The organism is Methylobacterium sp. WL8 (genome assembly GCF_008040045.1).
GTDB lineage: Bacteria > Pseudomonadota > Alphaproteobacteria > Rhizobiales > Beijerinckiaceae > Methylobacterium > Methylobacterium cerastii.
In genome coordinates, this window is record NZ_VRVF01000048.1 from 1 (window position 1) to 14836 (window position 14836).

Here is a 14836-nt window from a genome sequence, read left to right on the forward strand (position 1 = left end):
CGGGCGACAACGTGACCATGGACGTCACGCTGATCGTGCCGGTGGCCATGGAGGAGAAGCTGCGCTTCGCCATCCGCGAAGGCGGACGCACCGTCGGCGCCGGCGTCGTCGCCGCCATCAACGCGTAGTCGTCAGACAGACCGGCCCTTCGTCCTTCGGGACGAAGGGCCGGTCCCCGGACACAGCATCCGTCAGGGGACGATTGAGGGAAGGGCCCTCGCGCCCGCCCAACACGTTTCCGTCGAGGTTTAGGTCATGAACGGTCAAAATATCCGCATCCGCCTGAAGGCGTTCGATCATCGCATCCTGGATGCGTCCACCCGCGAGATCGTTTCCACCGCCAAGCGGACCGGCGCGACCATCCGCGGCCCGATCCCGCTGCCGACCCATATCGAGAAGTTCACGGTCAACCGCTCGCCGCACATCGACAAGAAGTCGCGCGAGCAGTTCGAGATGCGCACCCACAAGCGCGTCCTCGACATCGTTGATCCGACCCCCCAGACCGTGGACGCGCTGATGAAGCTCGACCTCGCCGCTGGCGTGGACGTGGAGATCAAGCTCTAAGCCCCGCCGGGTTTAGAGCTTACCGTTTCATCGCGCGAGGGAGACACCTTATGCGCTCAGGCGTCATTGCACAGAAGGTCGGCATGACCCGGATCTTCACGGAAGCGGGGGAACACGTTCCCTGCACCGTGCTCAAGATCGAACAATGCCAGGTGGTCGCCCACCGCACCGTCGAGAAGAACGGCTACGTCGCCGTCCAGCTCGGCGTCGGCAAGGCGAAGGTCAAGAACGTGTCGGCCGCCGAGCGTGGCCGCTTCGCGGTCGCCAAGGTCGAGCCGAAGCAGAAGATCGCCGAGTTCCGCGTGTCCGAGGACGCGCTGATCCCGGTGGGCGCCGAGATCACCGCCGACCACTTTATCCCGGGTCAGTTCGTCGACGTGACGGGCACGACCACGGGTAAGGGGTTCGCCGGCGGTATCAAGCGCTGGAACTTCGGCGGTCTGCGCGCCACCCACGGCGTGTCGATCTCGCATCGTTCGATCGGTTCGACCGGCGGCCGTCAGGACCCGGGCAAGACCTTCAAGAACAAGAAGATGCCCGGTCACATGGGCGTCGACCGGGTGACCACGCAGAACCTGCGCGTCGTCCGCACGGACGTCGAGCGCGGCCTGATCCTGGTCGAGGGTGCGGTTCCCGGCGTCGCCGGCGGCTGGATCCAGATCCGGGACGCGGTGAAGCGCAAGCTGCCCGCCGAAGTTCCGCAGCCCGGCAAGTTCCGTGAGAACGGCGCGTCCGCGGCCCCGCAATCCGCCCCCGAGGCGCCCGCTGCCGAGGAGAACGCGTGATGAAGCTCGATATCACCACCCTCGACGGCGCCGGCGCCGGTTCGGTGGAGCTCAACGAGGCCATCTTCGGCCTCGAGCCCCGCGCCGACCTGCTTCAGCGCATGGTGCGCTACCAGCTCGCCAAGCGTCGCGCCGGCACCCACGCCGTGCAGAACCGCTCGGACGTGAACCGGACCCGCAAGAAGCTCTACAAGCAGAAGGGCACCGGCAACGCGCGTCACGGCGCAGCGTCGGCTCCGCAGTTCCGCGGCGGTGGCCGTGCGTTCGGCCCGGTCGTGCGCGACCACGGCCACGACCTTCCGAAGAAGGTCCGCGCCCTTGCGCTCCGCCACGCCCTGTCGGCCAAGGCCAAGGCCTCGACCATCATCGTCGTGGACGACATCAAGATCGAGGACCACAAGACAAAGGGGCTCATCGAGCGCTTTGGCAAGATGGGTCTCTCGAACGCACTGATCATCGGTGGCGCGGAGGTCGACGAGAACTTCGGCCGCGCCGCCCGCAACATCCCGATGATCGACGTGCTGCCCGTGCAGGGTATCAACGTCTACGACATCCTGCGCCGCGACACGCTCGTGCTGACCCGCGCCGCGATCGACGCGCTGGAGGAGCGTTTCAAATGAGTGCCGATCCGCGCCACTACGATATCATTGTCTCCCCGGTCATCACCGAGAAGGCGACGAACCTCACCGAACAGAACAAGGTCGTCTTCCGGGTCGCCCCGAAGGCCACCAAGCCGCAGATCAAGGAAGCGGTCGAGAAGCTGTTCGACGTCAAGGTCACGGCGGTGAACACCCTCGTGACCAAGGGCAAGAAGAAGATCTTCCGCGGCATGCGCGGACAGCGTTCGGACGTGAAGAAAGCGGTCGTGACCCTCGCCGAAGGTGACACGATCGACGTCACGACCGGCCTCTGAGATAGACCGGGTAGGGATTTAAGCCGATGGCCTTGAAGACATTCAAACCGGTCACGCCGAGCCTCCGCCAGCTCGTGCTGGTCGACCGCCGTGAGCTATACAAGGGCAAGCCGGTGAAGGCGCTGACCGAGGGCAAGTCGTCCTCGGGCGGCCGCAACAACCTCGGGCGGATCACCGTCCGCTTCCGCGGCGGCGGCCACAAGCGCTCGCTCCGCCTCGTCGACTTCAAGCGTCGGTCGCAGCCGGGCGTGTCGGCGACCGTCGAGCGGATCGAGTACGATCCGAACCGCACGGCGTTCATCGCGCTGATCAACTACCCGGACGGCAAGCAGAGCTACATCATCGCTCCGCAGCGCCTGCAGCCGGGCGACAAGGTGATCTCGGGCGAGGGCGTCGACATCAAGCCGGGCAACGCCGGGCCGATCGGCGGCATGCCGGTGGGCACGATCGTGCACAACATCGAGCTGAAGATCGGCAAGGGCGGCGCGGTCGCCCGTTCCGCCGGCAACTACGCTCAGATCGTCGGGCGCGACCAGGGCTACGTGACGCTCCGCCTGAACTCGGGAGAGCAGCGCCTGGTCCACGGCCAGTGCTACGCGACGGTGGGTGCGGTCTCGAACCCGGACCACATGAACATCTCGCTCGGCAAGGCCGGGCGCAACCGGTGGCTCGGCAAGCGTCCGCACGTCCGCGGCGTCGCCATGAACCCGGTGGACCACCCGCACGGCGGCGGCGAGGGACGCACCTCGGGCGGCCGTAACCCGGTGACGCCCTGGGGCGTGCCGACCAAGGGGAAGAAGACCCGCTCGAACAAGCGGACCGACGTCTTCATCCTGTCCAGCCGCCACAACCGCAAGAAGTAACCATCATGGCACGCTCACTCTGGAAGGGGCCGTTCGTCGACGGCTACCTCTTCAAGAAGGCCGAGGCGGCTCGCGGGTCGAGCCGGAACGAGGTCATCAAGATCTGGAGCCGTCGCTCCACCATCCTGCCGCAGTTCATCGGGCTCACCTTCGGTGTGCACAATGGACAGAAGCACATTCCGGTCTACGTTTCCGAGGAAATGGTCGGTCACAAGTTCGGCGAGTTCTCGCCGACCCGCACCTTCCACGGCCACGCGGCCGACAAGAAGGCGAAGAGGCGCTGACATGGGCAAGCAAGCCACCCCCCGCGCGCTGCCCGAGAACGAGGCCAAGGCCGTCGCACGGATGCTCCGTGTCTCGCCCCAGAAGCTCAACCTCGTCGCGCAGATGATCCGCGGCAAGAAGGTCGAGTCGGCCCTCGCCGACCTCGAGTTCTCCCGCAAGCGCATCTCGACCGAGGTCAAGAAGTGCCTCGAGAGCGCGATCGCCAACGCCGAGAACAATCACGACCTGGACGTCGACGACCTCGTCGTCACCCAGGCCTTCGTGGGCAAGGCGCTGGTCCTGAAGCGCTTCCACGCCCGCGCCCGCGGTCGCGGCGCGCGCATCCTGAAGCCTTTCTCGAACCTCACCATCGTGGTTCGCGAAGTCCGCACCGCCGAAGCGGCCTGAGGAGAATCTGATGGGTCAGAAAGTCAACCCGATCGGCCTCCGGCTCGGCATCAACCGGACCTGGGATTCCCGCTGGTTCGCCGGCAAGACGGAATACGTGAAGCTGATGCACGAGGACGTCGCGATCCGCGCCGCCCTCATGAAGCAGCTCAAGCAGGCGGCGGTCTCCAAGATCGTCATCGAGCGTCCGCACCGGAAGTGCCGCGTCACCATCCACTCGGGTCGTCCGGGCGTGGTGATCGGCAAGAAGGGCGCCGACATCGAGAAGCTGCGCAAGCTGGTCAACACCATGACCAAGGCCGACGTAACCATCAACATCGTCGAGGTGCGGAAGCCCGAGATCGACGCCGTGCTGGTGGCCGACTCGATCGCCCAGCAGCTCGAGCGCCGCGTCGCCTTCCGTCGCGCCATGAAGCGTGCCGTGCAGTCCGCCATGCGCCTCGGCGCCGAGGGCATCCGGATCAACTGCTCCGGTCGTCTCGGCGGCGCCGAGATCGCCCGCCAGGAATGGTACCGCGAGGGCCGCGTGCCCCTGCATACGCTGCGCGCCGACGTCGACTACGGCACGGCGACCGCGTTCACGACCTACGGAACGTGCGGCATCAAGGTCTGGGTGTTCAAGGGCGAGATCCTCGAGCACGACCCGATGGCGCAGGATAAGAAGGCGCAGGAAGAGGGCGGCCGTTCGGGCGGTCGTCGCGAGCGCGACGGCGAGGGTGACCGCGGTCGCGGTCGCCGCGATCACGCCTAACCGCGCGATCGTCGACCCCCGAGCCAAGGAAGGTGTTGAGAGGCTGCCATGTTGCAACCCAAGAAGACCCGGTTTCGTAAGCAGTTCAAAGGTCGCATCTCCGGTGCGGCCAAGGGCGGCTTCGACCTGAATTTCGGCCAGTTCGGCCTGAAGGCGGTGGAGCCAGAGCGCATCACCGCACGCCAGATCGAGGCGGCCCGCCGCGCGATCACCCGTGAGATGAAGCGTCAGGGCCGGGTCTGGATCCGGATCTTCCCCGACGTTCCGGTCACGTCGAAGCCGACCGAAGTCCGCATGGGCTCCGGTAAGGGCGCACCCGAGTACTGGGCCGCCCGCGTCCACCCGGGCCGCATCATGTTCGAGGTCGACGGCGTCGCCGAGGACATCGCAAAGGAGGCGCTCCGTCTGGGCGCCGCCAAGCTGCCTATCCGCACGCGCGTCGTGCAACGCATCGCCGACTAAGGGAGGCAGATCATGAAGTCGTCACAGAGACAGTCGGATCTCGCCGCCCTGTCGCCCGATCAGCTGAGCGACGAGCTCCTGAACCTCAAGAAGGAGCAGTTCAACCTGCGCTTCCAGGGGGCCACTGGCCAGCTCGAGAACGTCGCCCGCGTCCGCGAAGTCCGTCGCGACATCGCCCGCGTCCGCACCCTGCAGCGTCAGAAGACGCTGCAGGCGACGTCGGCCTGAGGAGTTTCATCATGCCGAAGCGCGTATTGCAGGGCGTCGTCGTCAGCGACAAGGGCGAGAAGACCATCGTCGTCAAGGTGGAGCGTCGCTTCACCCACCCGGTGATGAAGAAGACCGTCCGCCGCTCGAAGAACTACCACGCTCACGACGAGGCGAACGCCGCCAAGGTCGGGGCTACGGTGTTCATCGAGGAGTGCCGGCCCTTCTCGAAGACCAAGACCTGGAAGCTCGTCGAGGGCGACGCCGCCCAGGCCGAGGCTCCCGCGGCGGCCTGAGGCCACCGACCCAACACCCGTCGAGCGCGTACGCGCGCCCGATGAGACCCTCCGTGCTCCTGCCCGTAGAGCTTGCACGAATCGTCGCCTTGCTGTAGGCGACCTTTCTTCGCGACAGATCAGCGGTGACCGGTTCTCCGGTTCCCCATCGACTGCGGTGACCGCGCCGGCGCTGAAAAAGCGCCGATAGCGCGGTCTGTCATATGAGCCGGGGACATCAGATCCCCATCAGGCGTCGTCCGCCGGGCAATACCGCCCGTGTGCGGAAACCCGCCTGAAACAAGGAAAGGTCACTCCTGTGATCCAGATGCAGACGAATCTGGACGTCGCCGACAACTCTGGTGCGCGTCGCGTGATGTGCATCAAGGTCCTCGGCGGGTCGAAGCGGCGCTATGCCGGCGTGGGCGACATCATCGTCGTGTCCATCAAGGAGGCGATCCCGCGCGGCCGCGTCAAGAAGGGCGACGTCATGAAGGCGGTGGTCGTGCGGACCGCCAAGGAAGTGAAGCGTCCCGACGGTTCGGTGATCCGCTTCGACAAGAACGCGGCCGTTCTGATCAACAACCAGAAGGAGCCGATCGGGACCCGCATCTTCGGGCCGGTGCCGCGCGAACTGCGCGCCCGCAACCACATGAAGATCATCTCGCTGGCTCCGGAGGTGCTGTGATGGCAGCCAAGATCAAGAAGGGCGACACGGTCGTCGTCCTCACCGGTCGCGACTCCGGTCGCACCGGCGAGGTCATCCAGGTGATGCCGAAGGACGACAAGGCGCTCGTCCGCGGGATCAACCTGGTGAAGAAGCACCAGAAGCAGTCCCAGAGCCAGGAAGGCGGCATCATCTCCAAGGAGGCCGCGATCCAGCTCTCGAACCTCGCGTTGCAGGACGCGAACGGCAAGCCGACCCGCGTGGGTTTCCGCATCCTCGAAGACGGTCGCAAGGTCCGCTTCGCCAAGTCCACGGGGGACCAGATCGATGGCTGAGGCCAACAAGGACGCCTACGTCCCGCGCCTGCGCACCCACTACGACGAAGTCATCCGCCAGAAGCTCATCGAGCAGTTCGGCTACAAGAACCCGATGCAGGTTCCCCGGATCGACAAGATCGTCATCAACATGGGCGTCGGCGAGTCCACCGCCGACTCCAAGAAGGCCGCCGTCGCCGCCGGCGACTTGGCGCTGATCGCCGGCCAGAAGCCGGTGATCACCAAGGCCCGCAAGCCGATCGCGACCTTCAAGGTCCGCGAGGGCATGCCGATCGGCTGCAAGGTCACCCTGCGCCGCCAGAAGATGTACGAGTTCATGGACCGCCTGGTCACGATCGCGCTGCCGCGCGTCCGCGACTTCCGCGGCCTGAACCCGAAGTCGTTCGACGGCCGCGGCAACTACGCCCTCGGGCTCAAGGAACACCTCGTGTTCCCGGAGATCTCGTACGACAAGGCCGAGCAGACCTGGGGCATGGACATCGTCGTCGCCACCACCGCCACCACCGACGAGGAGGCCCGCGCTCTGCTGGCCGCCTTCCAATTCCCGTTCCGGCAGTAGGCGTCCCTCGGGGCACCTAGACGCGGACACCGGAGGATAGACAATGGCAAAGAAGAGTTCAGTCGAACAGAACAACCACCGGAAGGAGCTGGTCAAGCGCTTCGCTGCGAAGCGCTCGGCCCTGCTCGCGACCGCCAACGACGAGTCCCTCGAGATGGAGGAGCGCTTCGAGGCGCGCCTCAAGCTCGCGGAGCTTCCCCGCAACTCGTCGCCGACCCGCGTCCGCAACCGGTGCGAGATCACCGGCCGGCCGCGTGCCTACTACCGCAAGATGGGCGTCTCGCGCATCGCACTGCGCGAGCTCGGGAACCGGGGTCTGATCCCGGGCCTCGTCAAGTCGAGCTGGTAAGGAGGCACCCATGGTCAACGATCCCGTGGGCGATATGCTCACCCGCATCCGCAACGGCCAGATGCGCCGTCGCAACGTGGTCTCGACGCCCGGCTCACGCCTGCGCGCCAACGTCCTGAACGTGCTGAAGTCGGAAGGCTACATCCGCGACTTCGCGACCACCGACCTCGGCAACGGCCGGACGGAGTTCGCGATCGAGCTGAAGTACTATGACGGCCAGCCCGTCATCCGCTCGATCCAGCGCGTGTCGAAGCCCGGCCGCCGCGTCTACTCGGCCGTCGGAGACCTGCCGCGCGTCGCCGACGGCCTCGGCGTCACCATCGTGTCCACCCCGCAGGGCGTCATGGCCGACCACGAGGCGCGCGAGCGCAACGTCGGCGGTGAAGTGCTCTGCAAGGTGTTCTGATCCCCGGATAAGGAGAGAGGCAGATGTCTCGCGTAGGCAAGAAGCCCGTCCCCGTTCCGGCCGGCGTCACGGCGTCGGTCACGGGTCAGACGGTGAAGATGAAGGGCTCGAAGGGCGAGCTCGAGTTCGTGGTTCCCTCGCTCGTCCTGGTGGCGTTGGAGGACGGCGCCGTCACGGTGACCCCGAAGGACCAGTCCAAGGCGGCCCGTTCGCTCTGGGGCACCTCGCGGGCCCAGGTCGCGAACCTCGTCGAGGGCGTGTCCAAGGGCTTCGAGAAGAAGCTCGAGATCACCGGCGTCGGCTATCGCGCCGCGATGGCCGGCAAGGCGCTCAAGCTCTCGCTCGGGTACAGCCACGACATCGAGTACCAGATCCCGGCCGGCATCACGATCGTGACGCCCAAGCCGACGGAGATCACCATCTCCGGCATCGACCGCCAGGTCGTCGGCCAGGTCGCCGCGGAAATCCGCGACTACCGCGGCCCCGAGCCCTACAAGGGCAAGGGCGTCAAGTACGCCGGCGAGTTCATCTTCCGCAAGGAAGGCAAGAAGAAGTAAGGGGGCTGAGACATGTCACGCAAACTCGAAGCCCTCGACCGCCGCAAGGCGCGGGTGCGCCGGGCGCTCCGCGCCTCGGCCAACGGCAGGCCGCGCCTGTCGGTGTTCCGCTCGTCGAAGCAGATCTACGTCCAGGTCATCGATGATGCGGCGGGCGTCACGCTCGCTGCCGCCTCGTCGATCGACAAGGGCCTGCGCGCCGACCTGAAGACCGGCGCCGACATCGCCGCCGCGTCCGCAGTCGGCAAGCTCGTCGCCGAGCGCGCCAAGGCTGCCGGCGTCTCGAAGGTCGTGTTCGACCGCTCGGGCTACCAGTACCACGGCCGGATCAAGGCTCTGGCCGACGCCGCCCGCGAGGGTGGCCTCGACTTCTAAATCTCGGCGGTGCGGAGGCGGCTCGCCCGCCTCCGTCGATGACGAATCAAGCGAGCGGGCCCGCCGCCTGCGCCAGTGAGATGAAACGGGAACAACATGGCACGTGAACGTGAAGGCGGTGGCCGCGGCCGCCGCGACGACCGCGAGGAGCGCGACAGCGAGTTCGTGGACAAGCTCGTCCACATCAACCGCGTCGCCAAGGTGGTGAAGGGTGGCCGTCGCTTCGGCTTCGCCGCCCTCGTCGTCGTCGGCGACCAGAAGGGCCGCGTCGGCTTCGGCCACGGCAAGGCTCGCGAAGTCCCCGAGGCGATCCGCAAGGCGACGGAAGCCGCCAAGCGCGGCCTCGTCCGCATCTCGCTCCGCGAGGGCCGGACGCTGCACCACGACGTGCAGGGCCGTCACGGCGCCGGCAAGGTGATCCTCCGCGCGGCGCCCCAGGGTACCGGCATCATCGCCGGCGGCCCGATGCGCGCCGTCTTCGAGACGCTGGGCATGCAGGACGTCGTGGCCAAGAGCCTCGGCTCCTCGAACCCCTACAACCTCGTGCGCGCCACCTTCGAGGCGCTCAAGAACGAGGACAGCCCGCGCTCCGTCGCCGGTCGTCGCGGTCTCAAGGTGTCCACGCTCCAGGCGCGGCGCACCGATGCGGACCCGTCCGACCAGTCCGAAGCCGCAGTCGCGTAAGGGGAGGGCAGCATGGCTAGCAAGACTGTCCGCGTCGAGCAGATCGGTTCGCCGATCCGCCGCGAGGCCTCCCAGCGTCAGACGCTGGTGGGCCTGAAGCTGAACAAGCTTCACCGTGTCTCCGAGCTCGAAGACACCCCCGCCGTTCGCGGCATGATCCGAAAGGTCGCGCATCTCGTGCGCGTCCTCGACGACGCGGCTTGAGGAGGGCGCGATGAAGCTCAACGAAATCCGCGACAACGAAGGCGCAACCAAGAACCGGATGCGCGTCGGCCGGGGCATCGGCTCCGGTAAGGGCAAGACCGCAGGGCGCGGCGTGAAGGGTCAGAAGGCCCGGACCGGCGTGGCCATCAAGGGCTTCGAGGGCGGCCAGATGCCGCTTCACCGTCGCCTGCCGAAGCGCGGCTTCAACAACCTGTACTCGACCGACCTCAACGAGGTGAACGTCGGCCGCGTCCAGCAGGCGATCGACGCCGGCCGTCTCGACGGCGCCGCGACCGTGACGGTCGGGGCCTTGGTCCAGGCCGGGATCATCGCCCGTCCCCGTGACGGCGTGAAGCTGCTCGGTGTCGGCGAGCTCACCGCGAAGGTCGCCTTCGAGGTGACCCGGGCGTCGAAGTCGGCGGTCGAAGCGGTCGAGAAGGCCGGCGGCAGCGTCGTCGTCGCCTACGGCGCCGGCGTCTCGGTCCGCGGCAAGGGCGGCAAGGACTTGGGCGGCAAGGGCGAGGCGACCGCCTGAGCGCGGTTGCCTCTCCGTCACCGACCCCTTAAGTCGAAGCCTCGAGCGGCGGCCCATGCGACCTCGCATGTGGCCGCCGCTCCCGTTTTCAGGGATGCCCCGCGGCACCCTCGTGACCCATCATCAGGACACAGGCCATGGCCTCAGCCGCCGAGCAGCTCGCCGCGAACCTCAATTTCGGTGCCATCGCCAAGGCCGATGAGCTCAAGAAGCGCATCTGGTTCACCTTGGGTGCACTCGTGGTGTTCCGGCTCGGGACCTACATCCCGATCCCCGGCATCGATCCGGAGCAGTTCGCGCGGAACTTCCAGAGCCAAGCCGGCGGCGTGCTCGGGCTGTTCAACATGTTCTCCGGCGGTGCCGTGGAGCGCATGGCGATCTTCGCGCTCAACATCATGCCCTACATCTCGGCCTCGATCATCATCCAGCTCCTCACCTCGGTGATCCCGAGCCTCGAGACGCTGAAGAAGGAGGGCGAGTCCGGCCGGAAGGTCATCAACCAGTACACCCGCTACCTCACCGTAGTGCTGGCGCTGGTCCAGTCCTGGGGCATCGCCGTGGGGCTACAGAGCTCGAGCGCGGCGATCGATCCCGGCCCGTTCTTCCTCGCCTCCACCGTGATCACGCTGACCGGCGGCACGCTGTTCCTGATGTGGATCGGCGAGCAGATCACCTCGCGCGGCATCGGCAACGGCTCGTCGCTGATCATCTTCGCCGGCATCGTCGCCCACCTGCCGACCGCCATCATCGGCGCGCTCGAGCTGTCGCGCACCGGCGCGCTGTCCTCTGCGGTGATCCTCGGCGTCGGCGTCGCCGCGATCGGCCTCGTCTACTTCATCGTGTTCATGGAGCGCGCCCAGCGCCGCCTTCTGATCAACTACCCGAAGCGCCAGGTCGGCAACCGAATGTACGAGGGCCAGACCTCGTTCCTGCCGCTGAAGCTCAACACCTCGGGCGTGATCCCGCCGATCTTCGCCTCGTCGCTGCTGCTGCTGCCGGCTACCGTGGCGAGCTTCTCGGCCAACCAGGGCACGGGCTTCCTCTCGACGGTGACGACTTATCTCGGCCACGGGCGGCCGCTCTACATGGCGCTCTACGCGGCGCTGATCATCTTCTTCGCGTTCTTCTACACCGCGGTCGTGTTCAACCCGCAGGAGACCGCAGACAACCTGAAGAAGCATGGCGGCTTCATCCCGGGCATCCGCCCGGGCGAGCGCACCGCCGCCTTCATCGACAAGGTTCTGACGCGCATCACCCTGATCGGCGCCCTCTACCTCACCTTCGTCTGCCTGGTGCCCGAGATCATCGCCTCCTACGCCTCGGCGAGCCTCGGCTTCGGCGGCACGTCGCTGCTCATCGTGGTCTCGGTGACGATGGACACGGTGGCCCAGATCCACGGGCATCTGATGGCGCACCAGTACGAGGGCCTCGTGAAGAAGGCCAAGCTGCGCGGTGCTTCGACGACCCAGCGACGGCGCTGAACGGCCGCGTTCGGCGACACGAGAGACACAATCGCCGGAATGACGGGCGGACGGCGATTTGTCGCTCGCCCGCCCGGTGGAAGCCGCTACAAGACGACCCCGACGCGGAACGATGTCGCCAAGGCATCGCCGCACGGCACCGAGCCCTGAGAGACGGGCAGGGACGAGGACAACGCCAATGCGGATCATTCTGCTCGGACCACCCGGCGCGGGGAAGGGGACACAGTCCGAGCGGATCGTCGCGCGGTTCGGCATCCCGCAACTCTCCACCGGCGACATGCTGCGGGCCGCGGTCGCGGCCGGCACCCCGGTCGGCCTTCAGGCGAAGGCGGTGATGGAGAGCGGCGGGCTCGTGTCCGATGCGATCGTCGTCGGGATCGTCGCGGACCGGATCGAAGAGCCTGACGCGCGCGGCGGCTTCATCCTCGACGGGTTCCCCCGCACCGTCGAGCAGGCCAAGGCCCTCGACGTGATGCTGAAGGAAAAGGGCCTGCGGCTCTCGACCGTGATCGAGTTCAAGGTCGACGAGGCGGCCCTGGTCGGCCGCATCGCCAAGCGCGCCGAGGAGACGGCGGCCCGCGGGCAGCCGGTGCGCAAGGACGACACGCCGGAGGTGTTCGCTTCCCGGCTTGAAGCCTACCGCATCCAGACCGCGCCGCTCTCGGCCTATTACGAGCGTGCCGGGATGCTCGAGACGGTGGACGGCATGGCACCGATCGGGTCGGTGACGGAATCGTTGATGACGATCCTCGAGTCGCATCGGGAAGGCGTAACCTCCTGACGTTCTTATCTCCAGGACCCGCGACCATGATCTCTCATTCGGCCCGGGCGTTCCTCGCCACTCTGACGTTGACGGTGGGTCTCGCGCCGGTGACGGCGTTCGCCGGCCCGGCGCAGTCGTACCAATACGAGCGGCGCACGACGGGCCGGATGTGCCGGCCGCCGTTGAAGTTCGCGGCCGGAGCCTGCGTTCGGCGCTGCCCGGCGGGCTTTCGTGACAACGGCGGCTATTGCCGCCAGCTCAGCCAGCGCTTCTGACGTCGCCGCCGGGACACCGAAGCCCGGCGCCTCGGCACCGGTCCGATCGGCGCTTCTTATCGTCCTTGCCGTTGACATCGGGATCGGCCCGCGCTAGCAGGCCGGTCTTCGTCTGCACAGCCGTTGGTCCGAGGTGCCCTTAAAGGGGCGGCCGCGGGCCGATTTGTCGTTGACGGGCGTGCAAGGGCCGGCCTCCACCGGACGCGCGCTTTCTCGATCACACGGCCCGGGCGGACGCCCGCGCGCCACATGGAGCATGACCTTGGCCCGTATCGCCGGCGTTAACATCCCGACCAACAAGCGCGTCGTCATCGCGCTCCAGTACATCCACGGCATCGGCGCGAAGAAGGCCGAGGAGATCACGGGGAAGGTCGGCATCCCGGCCGAGCGCCGCGTGAACCAGCTCACCGACGCCGAGGTGCTGCAGATCCGCGAGACGATCGACCGCGACTACCTCGTCGAGGGCGACCTGCGCCGCGACGTGTCGATGAACATCAAGCGCCTGATGGACCTCGGCTGCTACCGCGGACTGCGCCACCGCCGCAACCTGCCGGTCCGCGGCCAGCGCACGCACACCAACGCGCGCACCCGCAAGGGCAAGTCGAAGCCGATCGCCGGCAAGAAGAAGTAAGTTTTCGACATTCGGAGGCAGCGCGCCGCGCTGCCCCCGTTTCATCGTGCCGCGCGTCCCCGATCGGATGCCGGCGTGACGGGTCGGTGCTCCGCAGGCGCCCCGGCTGAACTCCAAAACATCCCGAGCACCTGGAATTACGGGTGCGCTTGAAGGACGAGAGACACAGATGGCCAAGGAACCGACCCGCGTCCGCCGGCGCGAACGCAAGAACATCGTCTCGGGCGTGGCGCACGTCGCCGCCTCGTTCAACAACACGATGATCACCATCACCGACGCGCAGGGCAACACGATCTCGTGGTCCTCCTCGGGCGCCATGGGCTTCAAGGGCTCGCGGAAGTCGACCCCCTACGCCGCGCAGGTCGCCGCCGAGGACGCCGCCCGCAAGGCCGCCGAGCACGGCATGCGCACCCTCGAGGTCGAGGTTTCCGGCCCCGGTTCGGGCCGCGAGTCGGCGCTCCGCGCCCTCCAGGCCGCGGGCTTCACCGTGACCTCGATCCGCGACGTCACCTCGATCCCGCACAACGGTTGCCGTCCGCGCAAGCGTCGGCGCGTCTGAGGAGGCCGGAGACACACGTGGCGAATTCGAAGATCCTTCCGGGCGTCAAGCGCTGGGGCGTCGGCGACCTCACGGTCACCGTGCTCAACGACGGGTGGTTCCAGGGATCCCTCGATCTCGTCACGGGTATCTCGAAGGACGAGGCCGGCGCGCTGCAGCGGGCCGGCTTCCGTACCGAAGCGCCGCGGGTGACGCTCAACGCGTTCCTCGTCACCGGCCCCGGCCGCAAGCCGGTGATGATCGACACGGGCTATGGCGCGTTCGGTCCGCCGACCATGGGCCGCGTGTCCGAGGCGCTCGCCGTCGCCGGCGTGAGCCCCGACGAGATCGAGACGATCCTCGTCACGCATTGTCATCCCGACCACGTCGGCGGCCTGCTCGCCGGCGGGAAGGCCGCCTACCCGAACGCGGAGATCGTGCTGCATTCGGACGAGGCGAAGCACTGGCTCCCCGACGCGGCGCTCGCCGCCGCGCCGGACGGGGCCAAGCCGTATTTCGAGAACGCGCGCAAGGCCCTGGCACCCTATGCCGGCCGGATGCGCGAGCAGTCCGGCGGCGAGGTGCTGCCGGGGATCACGGCGGTCCACCTGCCCGGCCATACGCCGGGCCATTGCGGCTTCCGGATCGTTTCGGGGGACAAGTCGCTGCTGGTGTTCACGGATGTGGTGCACCTGCCCGCGATCCAGTTCAAGCAACCGGAGGCGGGCGTCGGCTTCGATGTCGACGGCGACCAGGCGCGGGCGACGCGCAAGGCGATCCTTGCGGATCTCGCGGCCGACGGCACCCGCATCGCCGGCTCGCATCTCGAATTCCCGGCCGTCGGCTTCGTGGCGCGGGACGGGGATGGATACCGGTTCGTGCCGGAGCTCTGGGTCGCCGACGAGGCGTAGGCCCGGAGCCATCATTTTAGGGACCGACCGGGGCTGGGGGCAGCATCGTTCGGCCGAAGCGCGGACCCGGACGT

General features: G+C 67.4%; 27 protein-coding genes and 1 pseudogene. All 28 read left to right on the forward strand.

Going from position 1 to position 14836, the window contains the following annotated elements; genetic code table 11:
• Positions 1–128: pseudogene (tuf, locus tag FV234_RS16815) on the forward strand (elongation factor Tu); the annotation flags it as partial.
• 127 nt (positions 129–255) lie between these two features.
• Positions 256–564 carry a 30S ribosomal protein S10 gene (gene rpsJ, locus FV234_RS16820; protein WP_018044230.1) on the forward strand — a complete coding sequence of 103 codons (309 nt, stop codon included), beginning with the start codon at positions 256–258 and terminating at the stop codon, positions 562–564.
• A 50-nt stretch (positions 565–614) separates the two neighbouring features.
• A complete protein-coding gene (gene rplC, locus FV234_RS16825) occupies positions 615–1349 on the forward strand; it encodes a 50S ribosomal protein L3 (protein ID WP_147725867.1) in 735 nt (244 codons plus the stop codon).
• Positions 1349–1969 carry a 50S ribosomal protein L4 gene (gene rplD / locus FV234_RS16830; protein ID WP_147752907.1) on the forward strand — a complete coding sequence of 207 codons (621 nt, stop codon included), beginning with the start codon at positions 1349–1351 and terminating at the stop codon, positions 1967–1969. The genes rplC and rplD overlap by 1 nt, the downstream gene beginning before the upstream one ends.
• Positions 1966–2262: a 50S ribosomal protein L23 gene (locus FV234_RS16835; protein ID WP_147725865.1), complete on the forward strand. Its 297-nt coding sequence runs from the start codon at positions 1966–1968 to the stop codon at positions 2260–2262. Before rplD ends, FV234_RS16835 begins: the two co-directional genes overlap by 4 nt.
• A gap of 26 nt (positions 2263–2288) precedes the next feature.
• Complete coding sequence (gene rplB, locus FV234_RS16840) at positions 2289–3125, forward strand: 50S ribosomal protein L2 (protein ID WP_147752906.1); 837 nt, start codon at positions 2289–2291, stop codon at positions 3123–3125.
• 5 nt (positions 3126–3130) lie between these two features.
• Positions 3131–3409: a 30S ribosomal protein S19 gene (gene rpsS, locus FV234_RS16845; RefSeq protein ID WP_147725863.1), complete on the forward strand. Its 279-nt coding sequence runs from the start codon at positions 3131–3133 to the stop codon at positions 3407–3409.
• Position 3410: 1 nt separating this feature from the next.
• Complete coding sequence (gene rplV / locus FV234_RS16850; protein ID WP_147725862.1) at positions 3411–3797, forward strand: 50S ribosomal protein L22; 387 nt, start codon at positions 3411–3413, stop codon at positions 3795–3797.
• A gap of 10 nt (positions 3798–3807) precedes the next feature.
• Positions 3808–4548 (forward strand): 30S ribosomal protein S3, encoded by a 741-nt coding sequence (gene rpsC / locus FV234_RS16855; protein WP_147725861.1) that lies wholly within the window; start codon positions 3808–3810, stop codon positions 4546–4548.
• A 48-nt stretch (positions 4549–4596) separates the two neighbouring features.
• Positions 4597–5010 carry a 50S ribosomal protein L16 gene (rplP, locus tag FV234_RS16860; RefSeq protein ID WP_147725860.1) on the forward strand — a complete coding sequence of 138 codons (414 nt, stop codon included), beginning with the start codon at positions 4597–4599 and terminating at the stop codon, positions 5008–5010.
• Positions 5011–5022: 12 nt separating this feature from the next.
• The gene (gene rpmC / locus FV234_RS16865; protein ID WP_147725859.1) at positions 5023–5238 is read left to right on the forward strand and encodes a 50S ribosomal protein L29; all 216 of its coding nucleotides are present in this window, start codon (positions 5023–5025) and stop codon (positions 5236–5238) included.
• Positions 5239–5249: 11 nt separating this feature from the next.
• Positions 5250–5513 (forward strand): 30S ribosomal protein S17, encoded by a 264-nt coding sequence (rpsQ, locus tag FV234_RS16870; RefSeq protein ID WP_147752905.1) that lies wholly within the window; start codon positions 5250–5252, stop codon positions 5511–5513.
• A 298-nt stretch (positions 5514–5811) separates the two neighbouring features.
• Positions 5812–6180, forward strand: a complete 369-nt coding sequence (gene rplN / locus FV234_RS16875; protein ID WP_147725857.1) for a 50S ribosomal protein L14 — start codon at positions 5812–5814, stop codon at positions 6178–6180.
• Positions 6180–6494: a 50S ribosomal protein L24 gene (gene rplX, locus FV234_RS16880; RefSeq protein WP_147830478.1), complete on the forward strand. Its 315-nt coding sequence runs from the start codon at positions 6180–6182 to the stop codon at positions 6492–6494. The genes rplN and rplX overlap by 1 nt, the downstream gene beginning before the upstream one ends.
• Positions 6487–7053 carry a 50S ribosomal protein L5 gene (rplE, locus tag FV234_RS16885; RefSeq protein WP_147752903.1) on the forward strand — a complete coding sequence of 189 codons (567 nt, stop codon included), beginning with the start codon at positions 6487–6489 and terminating at the stop codon, positions 7051–7053. The genes rplX and rplE overlap by 8 nt, the downstream gene beginning before the upstream one ends.
• 43 nt (positions 7054–7096) lie before the next feature.
• Complete coding sequence (gene rpsN, locus FV234_RS16890; RefSeq protein WP_147752902.1) at positions 7097–7402, forward strand: 30S ribosomal protein S14; 306 nt, start codon at positions 7097–7099, stop codon at positions 7400–7402.
• A gap of 10 nt (positions 7403–7412) precedes the next feature.
• Positions 7413–7808, forward strand: coding sequence for a 30S ribosomal protein S8 (gene rpsH / locus FV234_RS16895; RefSeq protein ID WP_147752901.1), 396 nt, complete (start codon positions 7413–7415; stop codon positions 7806–7808).
• Positions 7809–7831: 23 nt separating this feature from the next.
• The gene (gene rplF, locus FV234_RS16900; RefSeq protein WP_147752900.1) at positions 7832–8365 is read left to right on the forward strand and encodes a 50S ribosomal protein L6; all 534 of its coding nucleotides are present in this window, start codon (positions 7832–7834) and stop codon (positions 8363–8365) included.
• Positions 8366–8377: 12 nt separating this feature from the next.
• The gene (gene rplR / locus FV234_RS16905; RefSeq protein ID WP_147752899.1) at positions 8378–8740 is read left to right on the forward strand and encodes a 50S ribosomal protein L18; all 363 of its coding nucleotides are present in this window, start codon (positions 8378–8380) and stop codon (positions 8738–8740) included.
• A 96-nt stretch (positions 8741–8836) separates the two neighbouring features.
• On the forward strand, positions 8837–9424 hold the full coding sequence (gene rpsE / locus FV234_RS16910; protein WP_147752898.1) for a 30S ribosomal protein S5: 588 nt from the start codon (positions 8837–8839) through the stop codon (positions 9422–9424).
• A 12-nt stretch (positions 9425–9436) separates the two neighbouring features.
• A complete protein-coding gene (gene rpmD, locus FV234_RS16915) occupies positions 9437–9628 on the forward strand; it encodes a 50S ribosomal protein L30 (RefSeq protein ID WP_147725849.1) in 192 nt (63 codons plus the stop codon).
• Positions 9629–9638: 10 nt separating this feature from the next.
• On the forward strand, positions 9639–10163 hold the full coding sequence (gene rplO / locus FV234_RS16920) for a 50S ribosomal protein L15 (protein WP_147830480.1): 525 nt from the start codon (positions 9639–9641) through the stop codon (positions 10161–10163).
• A gap of 137 nt (positions 10164–10300) precedes the next feature.
• Positions 10301–11644: a preprotein translocase subunit SecY gene (gene secY, locus FV234_RS16925; protein WP_147752896.1), complete on the forward strand. Its 1344-nt coding sequence runs from the start codon at positions 10301–10303 to the stop codon at positions 11642–11644.
• Between the two features lie 178 nt (positions 11645–11822).
• Complete coding sequence (locus FV234_RS16930) at positions 11823–12425, forward strand: adenylate kinase (protein ID WP_147752895.1); 603 nt, start codon at positions 11823–11825, stop codon at positions 12423–12425.
• 26 nt (positions 12426–12451) lie between these two features.
• On the forward strand, positions 12452–12682 hold the full coding sequence (locus tag FV234_RS16935; protein ID WP_147830482.1) for a hypothetical protein: 231 nt from the start codon (positions 12452–12454) through the stop codon (positions 12680–12682).
• Positions 12683–12944: 262 nt separating this feature from the next.
• Complete coding sequence (gene rpsM / locus FV234_RS16940; RefSeq protein ID WP_147752893.1) at positions 12945–13313, forward strand: 30S ribosomal protein S13; 369 nt, start codon at positions 12945–12947, stop codon at positions 13311–13313.
• A 169-nt stretch (positions 13314–13482) separates the two neighbouring features.
• A complete protein-coding gene (gene rpsK, locus FV234_RS16945) occupies positions 13483–13872 on the forward strand; it encodes a 30S ribosomal protein S11 (RefSeq protein ID WP_147725843.1) in 390 nt (129 codons plus the stop codon).
• A 17-nt stretch (positions 13873–13889) separates the two neighbouring features.
• A complete protein-coding gene (locus FV234_RS16950) occupies positions 13890–14762 on the forward strand; it encodes an MBL fold metallo-hydrolase (RefSeq protein WP_147830484.1) in 873 nt (290 codons plus the stop codon).
• Positions 14763–14836 lie beyond the last annotated feature (74 nt).